This window comes from Bradyrhizobium sp. B124, from assembly GCF_038967635.1.
Lineage (GTDB): Bacteria > Pseudomonadota > Alphaproteobacteria > Rhizobiales > Xanthobacteraceae > Bradyrhizobium.
In genome coordinates, this window is record NZ_CP152413.1 from 4,050,932 (window position 1) to 4,071,895 (window position 20,964).

The 20,964-nt window shown below is 67.1% G+C and carries 19 protein-coding genes; 17 read left to right on the forward strand and 2 right to left on the reverse strand.

The genetic code is table 11. The annotated features are described in order from the left end of the window. Nucleotide 1: 1 nt before the first annotated feature. Genes AAFG13_RS19480 through AAFG13_RS19560 form a run of 17 tightly spaced genes read left to right on the forward strand, consistent with a single transcriptional unit; the run spans nucleotide 2 to nucleotide 18,685 of the window. On the forward strand, nucleotides 2-1,087 hold the full coding sequence (locus AAFG13_RS19480) for a branched-chain amino acid ABC transporter permease (RefSeq protein WP_342713028.1): 1,086 nt from the start codon (nucleotides 2-4) through the stop codon (nucleotides 1,085-1,087). Further along, nucleotides 1,080-1,862 (forward strand): ABC transporter ATP-binding protein, encoded by a 783-nt coding sequence (locus AAFG13_RS19485; protein ID WP_212315782.1) that lies wholly within the window; start codon nucleotides 1,080-1,082, stop codon nucleotides 1,860-1,862. The genes AAFG13_RS19480 and AAFG13_RS19485 overlap by 8 nt, the downstream gene beginning before the upstream one ends. Beyond that, a complete protein-coding gene (locus tag AAFG13_RS19490; protein ID WP_342713029.1) occupies nucleotides 1,855-4,065 on the forward strand; it encodes an ABC transporter permease in 2,211 nt (736 codons plus the stop codon). Before AAFG13_RS19485 ends, AAFG13_RS19490 begins: the two co-directional genes overlap by 8 nt. A 3-nt stretch (nucleotides 4,066-4,068) precedes the next feature. Continuing rightward, the gene (locus AAFG13_RS19495; protein WP_342713030.1) at nucleotides 4,069-4,902 is read left to right on the forward strand and encodes a phosphoenolpyruvate hydrolase family protein; all 834 of its coding nucleotides are present in this window, start codon (nucleotides 4,069-4,071) and stop codon (nucleotides 4,900-4,902) included. 26 nt (nucleotides 4,903-4,928) lie between these two features. Next, a complete protein-coding gene (locus AAFG13_RS19500) occupies nucleotides 4,929-7,820 on the forward strand; it encodes a flotillin family protein (RefSeq protein ID WP_212315785.1) in 2,892 nt (963 codons plus the stop codon). Between the two features lie 9 nt (nucleotides 7,821-7,829). Continuing rightward, the gene (locus AAFG13_RS19505; protein ID WP_173641096.1) at nucleotides 7,830-8,267 is read left to right on the forward strand and encodes an SRPBCC family protein; all 438 of its coding nucleotides are present in this window, start codon (nucleotides 7,830-7,832) and stop codon (nucleotides 8,265-8,267) included. Nucleotides 8,268-8,270: 3 nt separating this feature from the next. Further along, a complete protein-coding gene (locus tag AAFG13_RS19510; protein WP_212315786.1) occupies nucleotides 8,271-8,714 on the forward strand; it encodes an SRPBCC family protein in 444 nt (147 codons plus the stop codon). 15 nt (nucleotides 8,715-8,729) lie between these two features. Continuing rightward, nucleotides 8,730-9,548, forward strand: coding sequence for an FAD binding domain-containing protein (locus AAFG13_RS19515; protein ID WP_342713031.1), 819 nt, complete (start codon nucleotides 8,730-8,732; stop codon nucleotides 9,546-9,548). A 6-nt stretch (nucleotides 9,549-9,554) separates the two neighbouring features. Then, nucleotides 9,555-10,034 carry a (2Fe-2S)-binding protein gene (locus AAFG13_RS19520; RefSeq protein ID WP_342713032.1) on the forward strand — a complete coding sequence of 160 codons (480 nt, stop codon included), beginning with the start codon at nucleotides 9,555-9,557 and terminating at the stop codon, nucleotides 10,032-10,034. Nucleotides 10,035-10,046: 12 nt separating this feature from the next. Continuing rightward, nucleotides 10,047-11,639: a xanthine dehydrogenase family protein molybdopterin-binding subunit gene (locus AAFG13_RS19525; protein ID WP_342713033.1), complete on the forward strand. Its 1,593-nt coding sequence runs from the start codon at nucleotides 10,047-10,049 to the stop codon at nucleotides 11,637-11,639. 2 nt (nucleotides 11,640-11,641) lie between these two features. After that, nucleotides 11,642-12,664 (forward strand): molybdopterin cofactor-binding domain-containing protein, encoded by a 1,023-nt coding sequence (locus tag AAFG13_RS19530; protein WP_021075858.1) that lies wholly within the window; start codon nucleotides 11,642-11,644, stop codon nucleotides 12,662-12,664. Nucleotides 12,665-12,673: 9 nt separating this feature from the next. Then, the gene (locus AAFG13_RS19535) at nucleotides 12,674-13,555 is read left to right on the forward strand and encodes a MoxR family ATPase (protein WP_342713034.1); all 882 of its coding nucleotides are present in this window, start codon (nucleotides 12,674-12,676) and stop codon (nucleotides 13,553-13,555) included. Continuing rightward, on the forward strand, nucleotides 13,552-14,670 hold the full coding sequence (locus AAFG13_RS19540; RefSeq protein ID WP_342713035.1) for a VWA domain-containing protein: 1,119 nt from the start codon (nucleotides 13,552-13,554) through the stop codon (nucleotides 14,668-14,670). Before AAFG13_RS19535 ends, AAFG13_RS19540 begins: the two co-directional genes overlap by 4 nt. Further along, nucleotides 14,667-15,557: an amidohydrolase family protein gene (locus tag AAFG13_RS19545; RefSeq protein ID WP_342713036.1), complete on the forward strand. Its 891-nt coding sequence runs from the start codon at nucleotides 14,667-14,669 to the stop codon at nucleotides 15,555-15,557. The genes AAFG13_RS19540 and AAFG13_RS19545 overlap by 4 nt, the downstream gene beginning before the upstream one ends. Nucleotides 15,558-15,608: 51 nt before the next feature. Beyond that, a complete protein-coding gene (locus AAFG13_RS19550; protein ID WP_342713037.1) occupies nucleotides 15,609-16,457 on the forward strand; it encodes an MBL fold metallo-hydrolase in 849 nt (282 codons plus the stop codon). A 17-nt stretch (nucleotides 16,458-16,474) separates the two neighbouring features. Further along, a complete protein-coding gene (locus AAFG13_RS19555; RefSeq protein ID WP_342713038.1) occupies nucleotides 16,475-18,046 on the forward strand; it encodes an isochorismatase family protein in 1,572 nt (523 codons plus the stop codon). Between the two features lie 12 nt (nucleotides 18,047-18,058). After that, nucleotides 18,059-18,685 carry an NAD(P)H-dependent oxidoreductase gene (locus AAFG13_RS19560; RefSeq protein ID WP_342713039.1) on the forward strand — a complete coding sequence of 209 codons (627 nt, stop codon included), beginning with the start codon at nucleotides 18,059-18,061 and terminating at the stop codon, nucleotides 18,683-18,685. 200 nt (nucleotides 18,686-18,885) lie between these two features. Here AAFG13_RS19560 and AAFG13_RS19565 read toward each other — a convergent pair whose 3' ends face one another. Next, complete coding sequence (locus tag AAFG13_RS19565) at nucleotides 18,886-20,259, reverse strand: ATP-binding protein (RefSeq protein ID WP_212315804.1); 1,374 nt, start codon at nucleotides 20,257-20,259, stop codon at nucleotides 18,886-18,888. Then, complete coding sequence (locus tag AAFG13_RS19570; protein WP_212315806.1) at nucleotides 20,246-20,938, reverse strand: response regulator transcription factor; 693 nt, start codon at nucleotides 20,936-20,938, stop codon at nucleotides 20,246-20,248. Before AAFG13_RS19570 ends, AAFG13_RS19565 begins: the two co-directional genes overlap by 14 nt. Nucleotides 20,939-20,964 lie beyond the last annotated feature (26 nt).

The window sequence follows — 20,964 nt, forward strand, 5'->3', positions numbered from 1 at the left end:
GATGTCGTTGCTCCAGAGCATCCAGTTCCGCCCCGACCCATCCGCCAACGCGACCCGCCGCGCCTTGATCCGCGCCTGGCCGGAATTCCAGAACCCGGCGGCCTGGCTGGTCGCGCTGATCCTCGTGATCATGCCGCTGATCGCCAACGGCTTCTTCCTGATCGAGATCTTCGCCACCACGCTGATCCTCGGCGTCATCGCGCTGAGCCTGATGTTCCTCGCCGGCTATGGCGGCATGGTCAGCCTGATGCAGCTCACGATCGCGGGCTTTGCCGGCTACATGGTCGCGGTGTTCGGCATGAGCGGCAACGCCAATATCAGCCTCGGCTGGCCGTGGTGGCTCGCAACGCCAATGGCGCTCGCGCTGGCGACGCTGTTCGGCACGCTCGGCGGCGCGCTCGCGGTGCGCACCGAGGGCATCTACACCATCATGATCACGCTCGCGATCGGTGCGGCATTCTACTACTTCACCAACCAGAACTGGGCGATCTTCAACGGCCATACCGGCATCAACACCGTCGCGACCCCGCACTTCTGGGGCGTCGACTGGCGCGCCGACATCGCCTTCTATTATGTGACGCTCGGCGTCGCCGCGATCTGCTACTTCGCCGTCCAGTATGTCTCGCGCGCGCCGTTCGGCCTCGCGCTGCAAGGCGTCCGCGACAACCCCCGCCGCATGGCCGCGCTCGGCTTCAATCCCAATGCCCACCGCATCGCCGCCTACGCCTTCGCCGCCTTCATCGCGGCACTCGGCGGCGTGTTGCAGGTCTGGAACTACCGGCAGATCTCGCCGGGCTCAGTCAGCGTCGGCGCTTGCATCGACGTCCTGATCATCGCCGTGGTCGGCGGCATCACCCGGCCGATCGGCCCGTTCATCGGCGCGCTGATCTTCGTGCTGCTGCGCACCTTCGCGCTCGACGTGCTGATCAAGTTCGGGCTCGACGGCAACCGCTTCCGGCTGCTGATCGGGCTCGGCTTCCTCGCCATCGTGTTCTGGTCGTCCGACGGCGTGATCGGCCTCTGGGAACGCTGGCGGCGCCGCAGCGCATCCGCGACACAACGTTCGGTCGGAGGCCGCCATGGATAGCGTCGCGCAGCGACTGTCCGTGGTCGGCGCCGGCGCAGCCCTGGAGCTGCGCGGCGTGACCCGGCTGTTCGGCGCGCTGGCGGCGCTGACCGACGTCACCATCACCGTGCGTCCGGGCGAGCGGCGCGCGGTGCTCGGCTCGAACGGCGCCGGCAAGACGACGCTGTTCAACTGCATCACCGGCGACTTCCCGCCCTCCTCCGGCACGATCCGCTTCTTCGGCGAGGACATCACCCAGTTCCCGCCCTATGAGCGGATCCGCCGCGGACTGCGCCGCACCTACCAGATCTCGGCGCTGTTCCCCGGCCTCACCGTGCAGGACAACGTCTATCTCGCCTGCCGCGGCGTCTCCCGCGGCCGGTTCTCGTTGCTGCGCCCGGGGCAGAACGATGCGCTGATGCACGCGACTGAAACGCTGGTGCAGGCCGTGCACCTTGCCGGCGTCAAGGAGCAGCGCGTCGCCGAGCTGGCGCATGGCCAGCAGCGCCAGCTCGAGATCGCACTAGCCCTCGCCGGCGCGCCGCGCTTCATCCTGTTCGACGAGCCGGCGGCGGGACTGTCGCCGACCGAGCGGCGCGAGCTGATCGAGATCCTGACCTCGCTGCCTGCGCATATCGGCTACATCATCATCGAGCACGACATGGACGTTGCGCTGCGCGTCGTCGAGAGCGTGACGATGATGCACAACGGCCGCATCTTCAAGGAAGGGCTGCCGCGCGAGATCGAGTCCGATCCCGAGGTGCAGGAGCTTTATCTCGGAGGCGGCCATGAATGACCGTCGCACCGCGCCCGCACTCGAGGTGAAGGGCCTCGACGTCTATTACGGCCATGCGCACGCGCTGCAAGGCGTCGACCTTACGCTCGATACCGGCGTGTTCTCGGTGGTCGGCCGCAACGGCATGGGCAAGACCACGCTGTGCAAGGCCATCATGGGCCTGGTGCGCGCCAGCAGTGGCTCGATCCGGATACGCGGCGAGGAAGTCACGCGGCTCAATCCGGCGCGCATCGCCCGGCTCGGCGTCGGCTATGTGCCGCAGGGCCGGCGACTGTGGCGTTCGCTGACGGTCGACGAACACCTTGCGCTCGCCGGCGGACTGCGCCGCGGCGCTTGGACCATCGAGCGCATCTATGACACCTTCCCGCGCCTCGCCGAACGCAGGAACAACGGCGGCAACCAGCTCTCCGGCGGCGAGCAGCAGATGCTCGCGATCTCGCGCGCACTGCTCACCAATCCGCAGCTCCTGATCATGGACGAGCCGACCGAGGGCCTCGCGCCTGTCATCGTCGGGCAAGTCGAGGAGATGCTGCTACGCCTCGGCGACGAAGGCGACATGTCCATCCTGGTCATCGAGCAGAACATCGGCGTCGCGACGGCGGTGTCGCGCAACGTCGCCATCATGGTCAATGGCCGGATCAATCGCATCATCGACTCCGCGCGGCTCGCCACCGACCGCGAGTTGCAGCAGCGGCTACTCGGCGTCGGCACCCACGGCGCTGACGAGATTGATCCCGAGACGGCGCCGGCAAAAGCTGAGGCGGCCGGCGCGCCGCAGTCGGAACGCAAGGGTCCGGCTCGCATCTACGTCTCCAATCCCGTGCTGCCGACGCGCTGGTCGCAACCGGTGCCGATCGCCCGTATCGAGGCCGCCGCGCGGACGCAGTCCGTCGCCGTCACGCGTCTCGAGGAAGCAACCCGTACGCGACGCGAACTGGCGACGTCGAGGACATCGGGGCCTCCCGTCGTGCTGGTCGTCGGCACGCTCGACACCAAGGGTGCGGAGCTGCGCTTCATCCGCGATATCATCGCGGCCAGCGGCCTGCGCACCCGGCTGGTCGACGTTTCGACCAGCGGCAAGGCGGCGAGCTGCGACGTCACCGCGCAGGAGATTGCCCTCAACCACAGCCGCGGCGGCTCCGGCGTGTTCGGCACCGATCGCGGCGCCTCGGTAACCGCGATGGCGGACGCGTTCGAGCGGTGGCTGCGCCGCCAGGGCAATGTCGCCGGCATTATTTCCGCCGGGGGTTCGGGCGGCGCGTCGCTGGTCGCACCGGGCATGCGCGCGCTTCCGATCGGCGTACCGAAGCTCATCATCTCCTCGGTCGCCTCCGGCGACGTCGGTCCCTATGTCGGACCCGCCGACATCACCATGATGTATTCGGTGACCGACGTACAGGGCCTCAACTCGATCTCGCGCACGGTGCTCGGCAACGGCGCCCATGCCCTGGTCGGCATGGTCAAGGCGCGGCTCGAGGAACAGACCGGCAAGCCACGCGATACCGGCGCTCATCCTCCGGCCATCGGCATTACCATGTTCGGCGTCACCACTCAGGCCGTGCAGAAGATCGCAGCCGACCTGCGCGAGGATTTCGAGTGCCTCGTGTTCCACGCCACCGGCGTCGGCGGCCGATCGATGGAGAAGCTGGTCGAGTCCGGCGAGCTTGCCGGCGTCATCGACCTCACCACGACCGAGGTCTGTGACCTGCTGATGGGCGGCGTGTTCCCGGCGACCGACGATCGCTTCGGCGCCATCATCCGCAGCCGCGTGCCCTATGTCGGCTCGGTCGGCGCGCTGGATATGGTGAACTTCGGCGCGCCCGACACGATTCCGGAGCGCTACCGGCAGCGCAAATTCCACGTCCACAATCCGCAGGTCACCTTGATGCGGACCACGCCGGAAGAGAACGAGCGCATGGGCCGCTGGATCGGCGAGCGCCTCAACCAGATGGACGGGCCGGTGCGTTTCTTCCTGGCCGAAGGCGGCGTCTCCGCGCTCGATGCGCCCGGCAAGCCGTTCTGGGACCCCGATGCCGACGCGGCGCTGTTCCGCGCGCTGGAGCGCACCGTGCGCCAGACCGGCAACCGGCAGATCATCCGCATCAAGCGCAACATCAACGATCCCGAGTTCACCGCCGCCATCGTCAGCGCGTTCCGTCCGCTGCTCGGACGCGCCGGTGGCCGGCGGAGAGTGGCGAGGTGACCCATGCCCAGGTTTGAACGCGCGGCGCTGTTGAAGAAGTTTCACGCCATGATCGCACGCGGCGAGCCGATCGTCGGCGGCGGCGCCGGCACCGGCCTATCGGCAAAATGCGAGGAGGCCGGCGGCGTCGACCTGATCGTGATCTACAATTCCGGCCGCTACCGCATGGCCGGCCGCGGCTCGCTCGCCGGACTGATGCCCTACGGCGATGCCAACGCCATCGTCGTCGAGATGGCCGGCGAAGTATTACCGGTCGTGACCAAGACGCCGGTGCTCGCCGGCGTCAACGGTACCGATCCGTTCCGCGACATGGACGTGTTCCTCGAGCAGCTCAAGGCCATCGGCTTCGCCGGCGTGCAGAACTTCCCGACCGTCGGACTGATCGACGGCACCTTCCGCGCCAATCTCGAAGAGACCGGGATGTCCTATGCGCTCGAGATCGACATGATCGCGAAGGCGCATGACAAGAACATGCTGACCACGCCCTATGTGTTCAGCGAGCAGGAAGCGACCGCGATGGCGATCGCGGGCGCCGACATCATCGTCTGCCATATGGGCCTCACCACGGGCGGCACGATTGGCGCGCAGACCGCGCTGAAGCTCGCCGACTGCCCTGCCCGCATCGAGGCCTGGGCCGAGGCCGCGCTCAGCGTCAATTCGAACATCATCGTGCTCGCGCATGGCGGCCCGATCGCCGATCCCGCGGATGCCGATTTCATCATGAAGCAGACCCCCAACTGCCACGGCTTCTACGGCGCCTCCTCGATGGAGCGCTTGCCGGTCGAGCGGGCGCTGACGGATCAGGTTCGCAAGTTCAAGGCGATCGGCGCGCGCTAGAGCCGCCGTGACCAAGGGAGGAAGAGATGTCGGGGATGCTGGTCGGTGAATTGATCCTCTGGCTCATCGTCGCAATCGTCGCGATCGTCATCATCGTCTATGTGGTGAACTGGCTCTACCACCGCTCATCGAAGGAAACCTCCTTCGTCCGGACCGGTTTCCTCGGCGAACGCGTGGTGATCAACGGCGGCGCCTTCGTGCTGCCGTTCATCCACGACTACACGCCTGTGAACATGAACGTGCTGCCGATGGGGATCGTGCGCTCCCGGCAGGATGCCGTGATCACCCGCGACCGGATGCGCGTCGACATCGAGGCCGATTTCTACGTCCGGGTGCAGGCAACCCGCGAGGCCGTCTCGATCGCCGCCGCCACGCTCGGCCGCCGCACCATGGAGCCGGAGCAGCTGCACACCCTGCTCTCCGGCAAGTTCATCTCCGCGATCCGCTCGGTTGCGTCAGAGATGACGATGGAGCAGATGCACGAGCAGCGCGGCGAATATGTCGCCCGCGTCAAGGCCAATGCCGCCGAAGCACTGGCGCAGAATGGCCTCGAGCTGGAGTCGGTCGCGATCACCGATCTCGACCAGACCGACCTCGAATATTTCAACCCCTCGAACCGCTTCGACGCCGAAGGCCTGACCCGCCTGATGGAGGACATCGAGGCCAAGCGCAAGCTGCGCAACGACATCGAGCAGGACTCGATGATCAAGATCCGCTCCCGCAACCTGGAGGCCGAGCGGCAAGCGCTGGACATCGAGCGCGAGAGCGAGACCGCCCGCCTCGAGCAGGAGCGCGACATCGAGATGCGCCGCGCCCTGCAGCGCACCGAAGTCGCGCGCGAGCGCGCGCTGCGCGAGACCGAGGCCGAACAGGCCCAGATTACCGCGCGCGAAGCCATCGAAAAGGCGCGCATCGCCAACGAGCAGGCTATCACCGAGGCCCGCATCGCCTCCGAACGCGAGACCCGGCACCGGGAGATCGAACGCACCCGCGCGGTGGAAGAGCGGGAGTTGCTGGCGCGCGAGGAGATCGAGAAGGCCAGGATCGCCAACCAGCGCTCGGTCGACACCACCCGCATCGCCTCCGAGCGCGAGGTCCGCCAGCGCGAGATCGAGCGGATGCGCACCGTGGAGGAGGCCGAGATCGCGGCCCGCGAGTCGATCGAAAAGGCCCGCATCCAGCAGGACCGCGTCGTCACCGATGCCCGCATCGCCAATGAGGAAGAGACCCGCCGGCGCGAGATCGAGCGCACCCGCGCCGTCGAGGAAGCCGAGATCGCGGCCCGCGAGGCCACCGAGAAGGCGCGCATCGCCCAGACCATGACGGTCAATGTCGAGCGCATCTCCTCCGACGAACGCACCCGCGCGCTGGAGATCCAGCAGGTCCGGACCATCCAGGAGGCCGAGATCGAGGCGCAGAAGTCGGTCGAAGCCGCTCGGATCATCAGAGAGAAGACGCTGGCGGCCGAGCGCATCGCCGCCGATCACACCACGCGCAAGCTCGAGATCGAGCGCAACCAGGCGATCGAGATCGCCGGGATCACCGCGCGCGACGCCACCGAGGCGTCCCGGATCGCGCAGGAGGAACACGTACGCTCCCTGGAGATCGCACGCACCCGCGCGATCGAGGAAGCCGACATCGCCTCGCGTGAATCGATCGAGGCGGCACGCATCTCGCAGGAGAAGTCGGTCGCAGCGCAGCGCATCCGTGCCGAGCGCGAGACCCGCGCGCTCGAGATCGAACGCACCGGAGCGATCGAGGCCGCCGAGCTGAAGCGCCGCGACGCGGTCGAGCGGCAGCGCATCGATGTCGAGCTGGCGCTGGAGAGCGAGCGGATCACCTCCTCCAGGACCCGCGAGGTGCTCAATATCGACCAGAAGCGGGCGATCGAGCTCGCCGACGAGGAGCGCGTCATCGCGCTCGCCGCCAAGCGCTCGGAGCGGATCGATGCCGACCGGCAGGTGAAGCAGGCCGAGATCACGGCCCGCAAGGAGGTCGAGACCACCGATGTGACCCGCGAGCAGGCGCTGGAGGCGGCGCGGATCGAACGGCGCCGTTCGATCGAGCAGCTCGAGGTCGCCCGCAATCAATCGCTGCAGGAGGCCGAGATCGCGGCGCGCGAGGAGGTCGAGCGCGCCCGCATCGCCTCCGACCGTGGCCTCGACGAGGCGAGGGTCGGCCGCGAGCGCGAGCTGCGCAAGCTCGAGGTCAACAGGGAGAAGGACGTCGAGACCGCCTTGATGGAAAAGGCGATCGCGCTGCACCAGAAGTCGCTGGAGGAATCGGCGGCGCGCGCCGCCGCCGAGGACGCCAGGGTCCACGCCACCGAGGCGGCCGAGCGCGTCGTCACCGCGCGCGAGAGCGAAATCGCCAAGCGGCGCAAGACCGTCGAGGTTCTGCTCGCCGAAAAGCAGGCCGAGGAAACCAGGATCGCGGCCGGGGCCGAACGGGTCCGTGCCACGGTCGAGGCCGAGGCACAGCGGCTGCTCAACGAGGCCGAGAACGTGCTGACCGATCAGGCCCGCTACTCGCTGTTCCGCCGCAAGCTGCTCGACCGGATCGAGGGCATCGTGCGCGAGAGCGTCAAGCCGATGGAGAAGATCGAGGGCATCCGCATCCTCCAGGTCGACGGGCTCAATGGCAACGGCAATGGCGGCGGTTCCGGCCGCAGCGCCACCGACGAGGTGATCGATTCGGCGCTGCGTTACCGCGTGCAGGCGCCGCTGATCGACTCGATCCTGTCGGATATCGGCGTCGAGGGCGGCAGCCTCGCCAAGATGCCCGGCCTGATCCGCGAGGCCCGGGACATGCAAGGCATCAAGGACTCCGCGCGCAAGAGCGGCGGCGATGCCAAGCCGGCAGCGCCCGAAGGCGGCGGCGAGCCGCGCCCCGAACGCACGCCGCGCAAGAAGGACTGAGCTCGCAACATGGCACGGGTTTACGTCTCTACTGTCGTCAACGCCCGCAACGACCGGGTCTGGGCCCGGGTGCGCGATTTTAACGGGCTGCCGAACTGGCATCCCGCGATCGCTGAAAGCCGGATCGAGGGCGGCGAGCCCTCGGACAAGATCGGCTGCATCAGGGATTTCCGCCTGCGCAACGGCGATCGCATCCGCGAGAAGCTGCTCGGCCTGTCCGATTACGACATGTTCTGCACCTACTCGATCCTGGAATCGCCGATGGGCGTCGAGAACTATGTCGCGACGCTGCGGCTCACGCCGGTCACCGATGGCGACCAGACGTTCATGGAATGGACCGCCGAGTTCGACTGTGCGCCCGAGCGCGAGGCGGAGCTGGTCAACAATATCGGCGGCGGTGTGTTCCAGGGCGGGTTCGACGCGCTGAAGCGGGCGTTCGGGGGATAGGCCGTGCCGCATATCGTCAAGAGCACGATCCTGGATACACCAACCGATGCGGTGTGGGCCGTGCTGCGCGATTTCAACGGTCATGACCGCTGGCACCCAGCGGTCGCGACCAGCGGCATCGAGCGGGCGCAGCCCTCCGACAAAATCGGCTGCGTCAGGCGCTTCAAGCTGAAGGACGGATCCGAGCTGCGCGAGCAGTTGCTGGCGCTGTCCGACCTCGAACAATCGTTCAGCTACTGCCTGCTCGATACGCCGGTCCCGATGTTCAACTACGTGGCGCATGTTCGCCTGCTGCCGGTCACCGATGGCGACCGCACCTTCTGGCACTGGGAGTCGCGCTTCATGACGCGGACCGAGGACACGGACCGCATCACGCACATGGTTTCGGAAGACATCTACCAGGCCGGCTTCGACGCCATCCGCCGGCATCTGAAGGGGGCCGCGTAAGCGGGGAAGGACATCATGCCAGTCACGGTGAAGACCTTCACCAGCACGAACGAGGCCGCAGCCGCGCTGTCGTCGGACCGCAGCGCCCGCTATCTCGGCGGCGGCACGCTGGTGATGCGGGCGCTGAACGAAGGCGACATCTCGATCTCGACCGTCGTGCGCGCCAGCGACCAGGCGATGACAAGGATCGACACGTCGGGCGCGCGGATCGTGCTCGGCGCCGGCGTCACCTTCGCACGCATCCTGGCCGAACGCGATCTCGGCTTCCTGCACGCCCCTGCCCGCTCGATCGGCGGACCGGCGGTGCGCAACATGGGAACGGTCGGCGGCAATCTGTTCGCGCCGGTGCCGTATGGCGATTTCACCGTCGCGATGCTTGCGCTCGATGCGATGGTATCGGTGCAGGGCGGCCTCGGCGGCCGCGAGATCGGAATCGAGGAATTCCTGCAGTCGCGCGACCGGCAGGCCGGCACGCTGGTGCTCGCGATCTCCTTTGCCAAGCCCGGCAGCGCTGATGCCTTCCGCTACCGCAAGATCGCGCGGATCAAGCCCAAGGGCGGCGCGGTGATCACGCTCGCGGCGCATCTGCCGGTCAACGGCAGCCGGATCGTCGGCGCCCGCGTCGCGCTCGGCTCGATGGCGCCGACCCCGATCCGCGCCCGCGCCGCCGAACGCGCGCTGGAAGGCCGCTCGCTCGACACGTCCACGATCAATGCGGCTGCTGCGGCAGCGGTCGAAGGAACTTCGCCCGGCGACAATGCGCTCGCCAGCGCCTGGTATCGCCGCGAGATCGTCGGCGTGCATCTCAGACGCCTGTTGTCCGGTCAGGAATAGATCGTCATGGCCAAGACCCCTCTGCAATTCAGCCACAACGGCCGCGACGTCGCGATCTTCGTCGACGGCGGCACCAACCTTTTGGTCGCGCTGCGCGAGCTGATCGGCGACATGACGCCGAAATTCGGTTGCGGCCAGGGCGGCTGCGGCACCTGCAGTGTGCTGATCGACGGCGAACTGCATCTCTCCTGCCTGACGCTGGCCGAAACGGTCGCCGGCCGCTCGGTCGAGACGCTCGACGGCATCAAGGACGGTCCCAATCTGCACCCGCTGCAACGCGCCTTCGCCGACAATTTCGCCGCGCAGTGCGGCTACTGCACGCCGGGCATGCTGATGGCTGCGAAGGCGCTGCTCGACCGCAATCCGCAGCCGAGCCGCGCCGAGGTCGTCGAGGCGATCTCCGGCAACATCTGCCGCTGCACCGGCTACGAGCCGATCATCAACGCCGTGTTGGCTGCCGCATCGGGCAGCCGGGCTCGCGCGTAAGGGAACAGTGCCATGCTGGAATTGCGCAAGGACCTCTTCGCCGACGAGCGTGACGATAATCTGAAAGAGATCGGCAAGGGCACGCAGCGCCAGGACATGCTCGGCCATGTCACCGGCACCTCGCCCTATTTCGACGATCACAAGCTGCAAGGCATGCTGCACCTGAAAGTGGTCCGCAGCGCGCATTCCCACGCACGGCTGCGACGCATCGACACGTCGGAGGCCGAGCGGTCGCAGGGGGTGCGGCGCGTGATTCGCGCCTCCGACGTGCCGCGCAACCTCAACACGCTGCTCAGCCTGATCAATTTCGGCAAGGACGACGAGCCATCGCTCGCGGTCGACAAGGTGCGCTACAAGGGCGAGCCGATCGTCGCCATCGTCGCCGACAGCCCGCGCGAAGCTTTTGAGGCGATCGCCAAGGTTAAGATCGACTATGAGCCGCTGCCGGCGGTGTTCGATGTCGAGGAGGCGCTGAAGCCGGGCGCGCCCGTCGTCAACGAGGTGTACCCCAAGAACACCTTCACCTATCACGAGACCTATGATCGCCAGCAGTTGCGCTTCGGCGACGCCGACCGCGCCCTGGCCTCGGCCGACCATGTGCTGGAGCAGCGCTACCAGATGTCGCCGATCGAGCACGCGCCGACCGAGACCAACGGTTCGATCGCAGCGCCCGACACCAACGGCCGCTACATCGTCTACACCTCGACGCAGGCGCTGTTCTTCTCGGTCGACACCTGCGCCAAGATCCTCGATGTGCCCTCCAACACCTTCCACTTCATCGGCGGCACTGTCGGCGGCGGCTTCGGCGGCAAGGTCGATACGCTGACCGAGCCGCTCTGCATCCTCGGCGCGATGCTGACCGGGCGTCCGGTGCGCTACGTGTTCGGGCGCGAGGAGGAGATGCAATACGGCCCGCCGCGCGGCGCCGAGCGCATCTACATCAAGGATGGCGTGATGCGCGACGGCCGCGTCGTCGCCCGCAAGGTGCGCGCCTATTTCGACAGCGGCGCCTATACGCGGCTGTCGAGCTATGCGGCGGTGAAATGCGCCGCGCATCTGCCCGGCCCCTACACGATCCCGAACGTCCATGGCGACGTCTACTGCGTCTTCACCAACCGGACGCCGGCGACCGCGATGCGTGGTTTCGGCGTCACGGCGATGGATTTCGCCATCGAATGCCAGATGGACAAGCTCGCCCATCTCGTCGGCATGGATCCGATGGAGTTCCGGATCCTCAACGCGTATCGCGACGGCGACATGAAGGCGCATCGGCGCGAGGCCAAGAACACCGCGCTGATCGAATGCGTGCAGGTCGCCGCGGAGAAGGCGAAATGGCCGCTCCGCGAGGAGTTCAAGCGGATGTCGTCGCGCAAGGATGGTGGCGGGATCCGCGCCGCCGTGACGCTGACGCCGCGGGAATCACATGCGCCGGCGGCCGCACCGATCCAGCAGCGCACGACGTATGACCGCGCGCCGGCCGCGACGCGCGAGCCGCCTCCGCCGCCGCCTCCCTCACCGCCAACATCACCTCCGCCACCGCGGCCGAGCGCGCCGTCGCATGGTGCCACCCGCTTCTCATCCGTCTTCGGCACCAGGAGGCGCTGACCATGACCCGGCATCGCGGACGCGGCATCGCGTCGGTCAACTACCCCATCGGCATGAATCTCGGCGGCGATCCGAGCCAGGCGCTGGTGCATTCGAACCCGAGCGGCAAGTTCACCGTAGCGCTGTCCTCGATCGATCTTGGCCAGGGCATGAAGTCGGTGACCCGGCAGATCTGCGCCGAGACGCTTGGCGTGCCGGTCGAGGACGTCTATGTCGACACTGCCGACTCCGACACCGGCCCGCACTGCATGGGCTCGTTCGCCTCGCGCGGCACGCATCGCGTCGGTAACGCCGTGATGGCGGCGGCGCGGGAGGCGCGCGGCGTGATGATGGAGGCGGCTGCCGAGGAACTGGAGGTGAACGCCGCTGATCTCGAGACTGATGGGCGCGGCAATATCCACGTCAAGGGCGCACCGCACCGCTCGATCTCGACCAAGGACGTCGCGATCGCCGCACAGTTCAAGCAAGGCAAGACGATCTCCGGCCGCGGCATCTTCCTGGTGCCGCTGTCCGACGTCGACCCTGAAACCGGCGAGATGTCGCCGGCGACATGTTACGCGCATGCCTGTCTCGTCGCAGAGGTCGAGGTCGACGACGAGACCGGCGAGGTCGACATGGTCAGGATGGACTCCGCCTATGAGCTCGGCCGCGCGCTCAATCCGCGGCTGGTCGAGCAGCAGCTGGTCGGCGGCGCCTGGATGGGCGTCAGCCATGCGCTCTACGAAACGCCGGAGCCGTATTATCCGGAGCCGGTGCATGGCCCGCGCGACTTCGTCGAATATCTGATGCCGGGTCCCGGTGACATCTGCCCGCACGACATCGCGGTGCTGGAACGCCCGGCGCCCGACGGTCCGTTCGGCGCCAAGGGACCGGGCGAGATGTGCGCCAATCCGGTGCTGCCCGCGGTTGCTAACGCGATCTTCAACGCCGTCGGCGTCCGGATCGACGATCTGCCAATCACGCCGGAAAAGGTACTGCGCGCGATCCGGGCGCAGGGCGGCGCGCGGCCGCAGCCGCGGCGCTGAGGTCCTTTCATGCCGGTCCGCAGCAACATTGTCGGTATCGACAGCCCCGAGGCGCTGGAGAAGGCGCTGCGTGCGGCCTATTACCTCGCCGACGACGGCATCGCGACCGCCTCCTATCTCTCGCTCGCGCTCGGCAAGCCGCTGCTGCTCGAGGGCGCGCCGGGGGTCGGCAAGACCGAGGCTGCGAAGGCGATCGCCGCCGTGCTCGGCCGCAGGCTGATCCGCCTGCAATGCTATGAGGGCATCGATGCTTCGGCGGCACTCTACGAGTGGAACTATCCGCGCCAGATGCTGGCGATCCGGCAGGCGGGCGAGGAGAGCATCGACATCTACGGCGAGTCGTTCCTGATCGAGCGCCCGATGCTCGCCGCGTTGCGCGCGCCCGACGCGACCGTTCTTCTGATCGACGAGATCGACCGCGCCGACCAGGAGTTCGAGGCGTTCCTGCTCGAATTCCTCTCCGACTTCCAGATCTCGATCCCCGAGCGCGGCACGGTGCGCGCCGCCGAGCATCCCGTGGTGGTGCTGACCTCGAACCGGACGCGCGACCTGCACGAGGCGCTGCGGCGGCGCTGCGTCTATCACTGGATCGACTATCCGAACGCCGAGCGCGAGGCGCGCATCGTGATGATGCGCGCCTCCAGCGTTGCCGAGGCGACTGCCCGCGCCGTGGTCGCCGCCGTCGGTCGGCTGCGCCGCGAGCCGCTGAGCAAGGCGCCGGGGGTGGCCGAAGCGGTCGACTGGGCCGAGGCCGCGACCTTGCTGCACAAAGGCGGCGCACGCTGGCCTGACGCATTCAAGCGCTCGATCGGCGTCGCGCTGAAGGACGAGGAGGATCTGCATTTCATCTCACCCCGGCTCGATGCGATCATCGCGGAGGCAGCCGCGTGAGCGACGATCTCAAGCTGCCGCGCGCCGCGCAGATCTTCGTCACCTTCGTCGCGCTGCTGCGCGCCAACGGCTTTTCGGTCGCGCCGGAGCAGACGACGAGCTTCCTGGCGGCAATCGAGCTGCTCGGGCCGCGCAGCCTGGAGCACATCCGCCGGGCCGGGCTCGCGACGCTGGCGCCGCCACCCGAGCGCCGCGCAACGTATGACCGGTTGTTCGACATCCATTTCCGCGGCACTGATGCGATCGAGCAGGCCGAGGGCGAGGACGAGGAGACTGTCCGCTTGCAGGAAGAAGGCCGCGGCGGGGACGAGCCGCCGCTTGCCGACGAGGCCAATGAATCCGGCCTTGCTGCGGCGCGCGCCGAAGCACTGGTCGAGCGCCGCTTTGCCCAGGCTGCAACCAGCGATCCGCTGCGCCGGCTCTCGCGCGACGCGGCAAAACGGCTGCCGCGAAGGCGCGGCCACCGGCGACGCCGCGCGAGGAGCGGCCCGTTCGCCGACCTCCGCCGCACCCTGCGTGACAGCGTGCGCAATGACGGCGAGGTGCTGCGGCTCGGCCGGATGCGCCGCCGCCAACGTCCGCGCAAGATCCTGCTCCTGATCGACGTCTCCGGCTCGATGAAGGCGCGCACCGAGGAGAATATGCGGCTCGCGCATTTGCTGGTGCAGGCGGCCGGCAATGTCGAGGTGTTCACCTTCGGCACGCGGCTGACCCGTGTCACGCCGGCGCTGCGGCTGAAGCGGCGCGAGCAGGCGCTGAACGCGGCCTCCTTCCTGGTCAGCGACTGGGACGGCGGCACGAGGATCGGCGACGCGCTGCAGGCCTTCCTCGCCGTGCCGCGGTTCGGCGGATATGCCCGCGGCGCCGCGGTCGTGATCGTCTCCGACGGCCTTGAGCGCGGCGACCCGGCGGCACTGCGCGATGCCGTCGCAAAGCTGTCGCGCCGGGCCTGGCGCGTGAGCTGGCTGACGCCGCTCGCGACGTCGCCCGGATTCAAGCCGCAAACTGAGGCACTGATCGCGATCCAGCGCTTTGTCGATGATCTCGTGGACGGCGGATCGAGCGCGGCAGTGGTCGCGCATCTGCTGTCGCTTGCAGCAAGGAGAGCTGCGTGACCGGCATTGTCGACGGACATCATCACATCTGGCGTCAGGCCGATCTCGCCTGGCTCTCCGGCCCGATACAGCCGCGCATCTTCGGCCCCTACGAGCCGATCCGCCGCGACTATCCGATCGAAGAGTATCTCGACGACCTCAAAGGCACCGGCGTCACCCGCTCGGTCTATGTCCAGACCAACTGGCCGAATGGCCAGTTCGAGGACGAAGCAGCCTGGGTGCAGCAGACCGCGGATCAGCACGGCTGGCCGCAGGCGCTCGTCGCCTATGCCGATTTTTCCGTCGACGACGTCCGGCCGCAGCTCGATCGGCTGAAGCGTTATCCGCTGGTCCGCGGCGTGCGCATGCAGCTGCACTGGCACGAAAACCCGCTCTATCGCTTCGCGGCCCGTCCCGATCTCTGCACCGATCCTGTGATCCGGCGCAATGTCGGCCACCTCGCCGACTATGGCTGGAGCTTCGACCTGCAGGTGTTCGCGACGCAGATGGCCGATGCCGCCGGCCTCGCCGAGGCCTGCCCCGAGGTGACATTCATCCTGCAGCATGCCGGCATGCTGGAGGATCTGTCGCCGCAAGGCCGCGCCGCCTGGCGCGCCGGCATGGCCCGGCTCGCGCAGTGTCCCAACGTGGTGTCGAAGCTGTCCGGACTCGGCACCTTCATCCACCGCAACGATGCCGCGCATATCGCCGGCGTCATGATCGACACGGTCGCGATCTTCGGCGCGGACCGCTGCCTGTTCGGTTCGAACTTTCCGATCGAGAAGCTGTGGACCAGCTACCGCGATCTCATCGACGCCTTCAAGGCGGCGGCCGAAAGGCTCAGCCGCGAGCAGCGCGAGGCGATCTTCAGCACAACGGCGGCGCGGGTCTATCGGCTGGGACCGTAGGCGCGCCGCGAGCGCGAACACAACAACGAACACGAATTGGGAGGGAGAGCGATGCCGTTGGAGATCAAGATTCTGGACTATGGCGATATCGAGCTGGAATCGAGCTTCCTCGTGCTCGGGCACAATTGCGGCCGCACCCGCCGCGTGCTGACGCTCGGCTTCCTGATCCTCGGCGGCCCCTACCCCGTGCTGGTCGATACCGGCTATCGCTCCAACCAGATCATGGAGACGCTCGGCATGCGCGGCCTCCAGTTTCACGAGAACATGATCGAGAACCAGCTCGCCCGCCACGGCGTGCGGATGGGCGACGTCCGTTTCGTCTGCCACACCCATCTGCACATCGATCATGCCGGCAAGGACGATCTGTTCCCGATGAACACGACCGTCGTCGTCAACCGCAAGGAACTGGAATACTCCGTCTCCGGCCTGATGCACCCGCAATATCCCGCACCCGACATCAAGCACTTGATCGACCGCCTGCACACCAAGAGCGCGCTGCGCTTCCTCGACCTCGAGATCACCGGTCCGGTCGAGCTGATGCCGGGCGTCTATTGCGATGCCGCCAACGCCCATACCGAAGGCTCGATGAACATCCACGTCCACACCACCGACGGCATCGCCACGATCTGCGGCGACGTGATCTATGATTTCAACGACCAGATCGTGACGCCCTTCAACGAAATCCAGGATGCCGAGCCGCGCACCACCGGTAACCACGGCACCAGCAAGCGCGCCGAGAAGGCCGCGATCAAGAAGCTGCTCTCCAGCTCGCGCTATCTGCTGCCGGTGCATGATCGTCCGGCGAAGATCGAGGGCGGCATAGTGGTCGGCCGGTTGCACGACCAGGTGCCCGGGCCTGTCGTGCAGAGCCTGCCGCAACGCAGCTGGTTTCCGGCGTAACAGCGAGGACGAACGCGATGACGCATGTCACGCTGCGCGCGGAGTTCGAAGACCTGATCGATCCGTATGCACCGGTCGGCCAGGTCGGGACCGGCTTCGATTTCACGGAAGGGCCGATCTGGCACCCGATCGATCACTTCCTGCTGTTCTCCGACATGCCCGGCGACGTGCGCCGGCGCTGGGATGCGCGGCGCGGCGTGGTCGAGGTCAAGCGTCCGTCGAGCAAGTGCAACGGCATGACCTATGACGCGGACCTCAATCTGATCGTCTGCGAGCATACGACTTCCTCGCTGATCCGTGAGCGGCCCGACGGGCGGCGCGAGGTGCTGGCCTCGCATTACGAGAACCAGGAACTCAACAGTCCGAACGACGTCTGCGTGCACTCCTCCGGCGCGATCTATTTCTCCGACCCCTGGTACGGCCGCATGCCGGTCTATGGCGTCGAGCGGCCGCGCCAGCTCGGCTTCCAGGGCGTCTATCGCGTGCCGCCCGGCGGCGGCGCGCCGAAACTGCTGGTCGATCGCTATTTGTTCGAGCAGCCGAACGGGCTGTGCTTCTCGCCCGACGAGCGCATCCTCTATGTCAACGACACCGTACAGGCGCTGATCCGCGCCTTCGATGTCGGCGCCGACGGCTCGCTCGTCAATCCACGCGTGTTCGCCTCTGGCATCCGCTCCGAGCTCGAGCCCGGCCTGCCCGACGGCATGAAATGCGACCAGCGCGGCAATGTCTGGGTCACCGCGCCCGGCGGCGTCTGGGTCTATTCGCCGGGCGGCGGCCTGCTCGGCAAGGTCCGCCTGCCCGAGCTCGTCGCCAACCTCGCCTGGGGCGGCGCCGATTTCCGCACGCTCTATCTGACTGCGACCCATTCGGTGTACGCGATCCCGACCAAGGTCGGGCCGCGCCATGAACCCTATATGAGCGGCAAGCGCGGTGGCCCGAGTGCCCGATCGTCCGCTCCTGCGCCGAACCTGACCGCCGGCGAGATGCAGATCGATCCGCAGCGCTGCGCGATGATCATCCAGGACATGCAGAACGACGTCATCATGGACGGCGGCGCATTCGCCTCTTCCGGCGCGCCGGTCCATGCCCGCCAGCAGCACGTCGTCGAGAATGTCCGCCGCGTCGCGGAGGCCGCGCGCGCGCGTGGCGTCACCATTATCCATGTCTGGTTCGTGGTCGAGCCGGGCGCACCCGGCGTGACGCTGAATGCACCGCTGTTCGAGGGGCTGGTCGACAGCAAGGCGATGGTGCGCGGCAGCTGGGGCGCGGCGCCGGTCTCCGGGCTCGAGCCTCGCCCGGGCGATTTCGTGGTCGAGAAGATGCGGATGAGCGCCTGGGAGGGCACGCGGCTCGAGACCATCCTGAAAGCCACCGGCCGCGACATGATCATCAACACCGGGGCCTGGACCAACATGTCGGTCGAGCATACCGCGCGCACCGGCGCCGACAAGGGCTATTTCATGATCGTGCCCGAGGATTGCTGCTCGACCATGAATGCCGACTGGCACAACGCCGCGATCAATTTTGCCCTGCAGAACGTCTCCGTCGTGACCAACGCAGACACCGTCATCAAGGCGCTCGGCTGAGAGGCGGATGCATTGCCGAAGCTGCTTCACATCGCCTGCTCTCCCCGCGCCGATTCGGAATCGGCAGCCGGCGCGCGCGTCTTTCTCGATCGCTTCCGCGAAATGCGGCCGGACTGGGAGATCGACGCGATGAACCTGTGGCGCGAGCCGTTGCCCGAGTTCGAGGGGTATCTGCTCGAGGCGAAATACGCCCGGATCGGCGGCAAGAGCTTCACCAATTCGCAGCACGATGCCTTTGCAATGGCCGAGCGCCTGGCGCTGCGGCTGTCGCTGGCCGACCGCGTGCTGATCTCGACGCCGATGTGGAATTTTTCCATCCCCTACAAGCTCAAGCAGTGGCTCGACGTCATCATCCAGCCCGGACTGACCTTCCGCTTCGATCCGGCGCTGGGCTATCTGCCGCTGCTCAAGGACCGCCCGACGGTCGTGATCATCGCCAGCGGCAGCGACTTCGTCACCGGCATGAACCGCGGCCGCATCGACATGGCGACGCCCTATCTGCGCGAAGCGCTGCGCTTCATCGGCGTGAGTGACGTGCGCTTCGTACCGATCGGTCCGACGACCGGCCCCGCTGATCCGATCCGCGCCGCCCGCGACGCCGCCCACCGCCGACTCGCGGAGATGGCGGAGCGGTTTTGACCTGCTCTCACCACATCGTCGTCCCTGCGAAATAACCACAGGGTCGTGTTGTTGAAGCGAGCCGTGGCCCCAGCTCAGCAAGAGCAATTCGCATTGGTGGTTATGGGTCCCGGGTCGCGCTTCGCTTGCCCGGGACGACACCAGGTTTGTTGCAGGGCCGGCGGACATACATCCGCATTCTCGCGACAGCGCTAACCACCCTACGTTTCCGTCGGCGGAAACACGAGCCTGCACAACAATCCCGGTGCGTTGTCGCGCAATTCGATGCGCGCGCCGTGCAGGCTGGCGACCGCCGCGACCAGGCTGAGGCCCAGGCCGTTGCCTGGCGTATAGCGGCTTTGCTCGAGCCGATAGAACCGCTTGAAGACGCGATCGTGCTGCTCGGCTGGGATGCCGGGGCCGTCGTCGGCGACCGAAATCACCGCTTCACCTTCGTCGTTGTCGCAGGTCACGGCCACCCGTCCGCCCGGGCGGCCATGCTTGATGGCGTTGTCGACGAGATTGGCGATGGCGTCGAACAAGAGGTCGCGATCACCGGTGACCAGCACCGCCGGATCACCGGCAAGGTCGAGATGGGTCGTGACCTCTTCGGCGGCGGCGTCGTAGAGCTCGACCACCTCGCCTGCGATCTCGACCAGATTGACGGTGCGGAACGCGCCCTTGCGAGCCCGCGTCTCGATCTCGGAAATCCGCGTGATCGACGCGAACATCCCGAGCACCGCGTCGAGATCGGCGATGGTGTCGCCGATCAGCGCCGCATCGCCCTCCCCGTTGCGCGGGGCGTGATAGGCCTTCTCGAGCCGGCCGCGCATGCGGGTCAGCGGCGTGCGCAGGTCGTGGGCGATATTCTCGCTGACCTGCTTGACGTCGCCCATCAGGGTCTGGATGCGATCCAGCATCAGATTGAGGTTCTCCGCGACGCGATCCCATTCGTCATGACTGCCATGAAGCGGGATGCGCTGGTCGAGGCCCGAGAGCATGATGGCGCGACTGGTCGCATTGATCGACTCGATCCGGCCGACCGTTCGCCGTGTGACCCCGATGCTGGCGGCAGCCGCGAGCCCAATGATCAGTACGACAACCGCGATGCCCGCGGCCCTGATCTGCGCCATGAAGCCGTCGAGATCGCTGATGTCGCGGCCGACCAGCAACCGATCACCGCCTGGCAAGGTCTTCGTCACGGCGCGCACGAGCGCGGTTCCTGAAGGCAGCTGTGGTAGCGAGGTTCGAAATTCCGTCCATCCATCTCCAACAGTGTCCGGTGGCCATTGCTTGAGATTTCCCGCGAGCACGACGGATCCGGGGCCGACCAGCAGATAAACCTGATCGGCAAGACCCTTGTTCGCGATGCGTTGGGCGATCAACGCGGTCAGGCCATCGCGGCCCGACCGCGCATAGGCATCATCCAGGCTTGCCTGCTCGGTCATGATGGCGCGGTCGGACCTGTCGCGCACATAGGACAGCGTCGACCAGTAGACATAGGCGAAGATCGCGGACACGATCAGGCCGAACGTACCGATGGCGATCAACGCCAGGCGAAACGTCGACGATCTGAGGGTCTTAGCCAGGAGCACGGAGGCAGTACCCGATACCGCGGATCGTGTGGATCAGCGGATAGGCTTGCTGGTCGTCGACCTTGCGGCGCACTCGGCCGACATAGACGTCGATGATGTTGGTCGAGGGATCGAAGTGCAGGTCCCACACGTGCTGCAGCAGCATGGCCCGCGACACCACGCGGCCTTCGTTGCGCGCGAGATATTCGAGCAGCTGAAATTCCTTCGGCAGCAGCGGAATCTTGCGGCCGTGGCGGCTTGCCGTCCGCGCGATCAGATCGACCGCGAGATCGCCGACCCGCAGGATGGTCTCCTTGGCAACGGTCTCGCTGCGGCGGCCAAGCGCCTCCAGCCGCGCCAGCAGCTCGACAAAGGAAAACGGCTTGACCAGATAGTCGTCGCCGCCGGCGCGCAGGCCGCGCACGCGGTCATCGACCTCGCCGAGCGCGCTGATGATCAGGAACGGCACCGCGATGCCGTCGTCGCGCATCTGGCGCATCACCGTGATGCCGTCGATGTCGGGCAGCATGCGATCGATCGTGATCACGGCGTAGTCGCGGGCCGCCCCCTGGCTCAGCGCCTCGCGGCCGTTCGCAGCCAGATCCACGTCATAGCCGCTGGTGGTGAGCTCCTCGACGAGCTGACCCGCGGTCTCCGGATCGTCCTCGACGACGAGAATGCGGCGGTGAGCTCCGGTCATGTTCTTGAACTCTCCGAGTTGTCCTG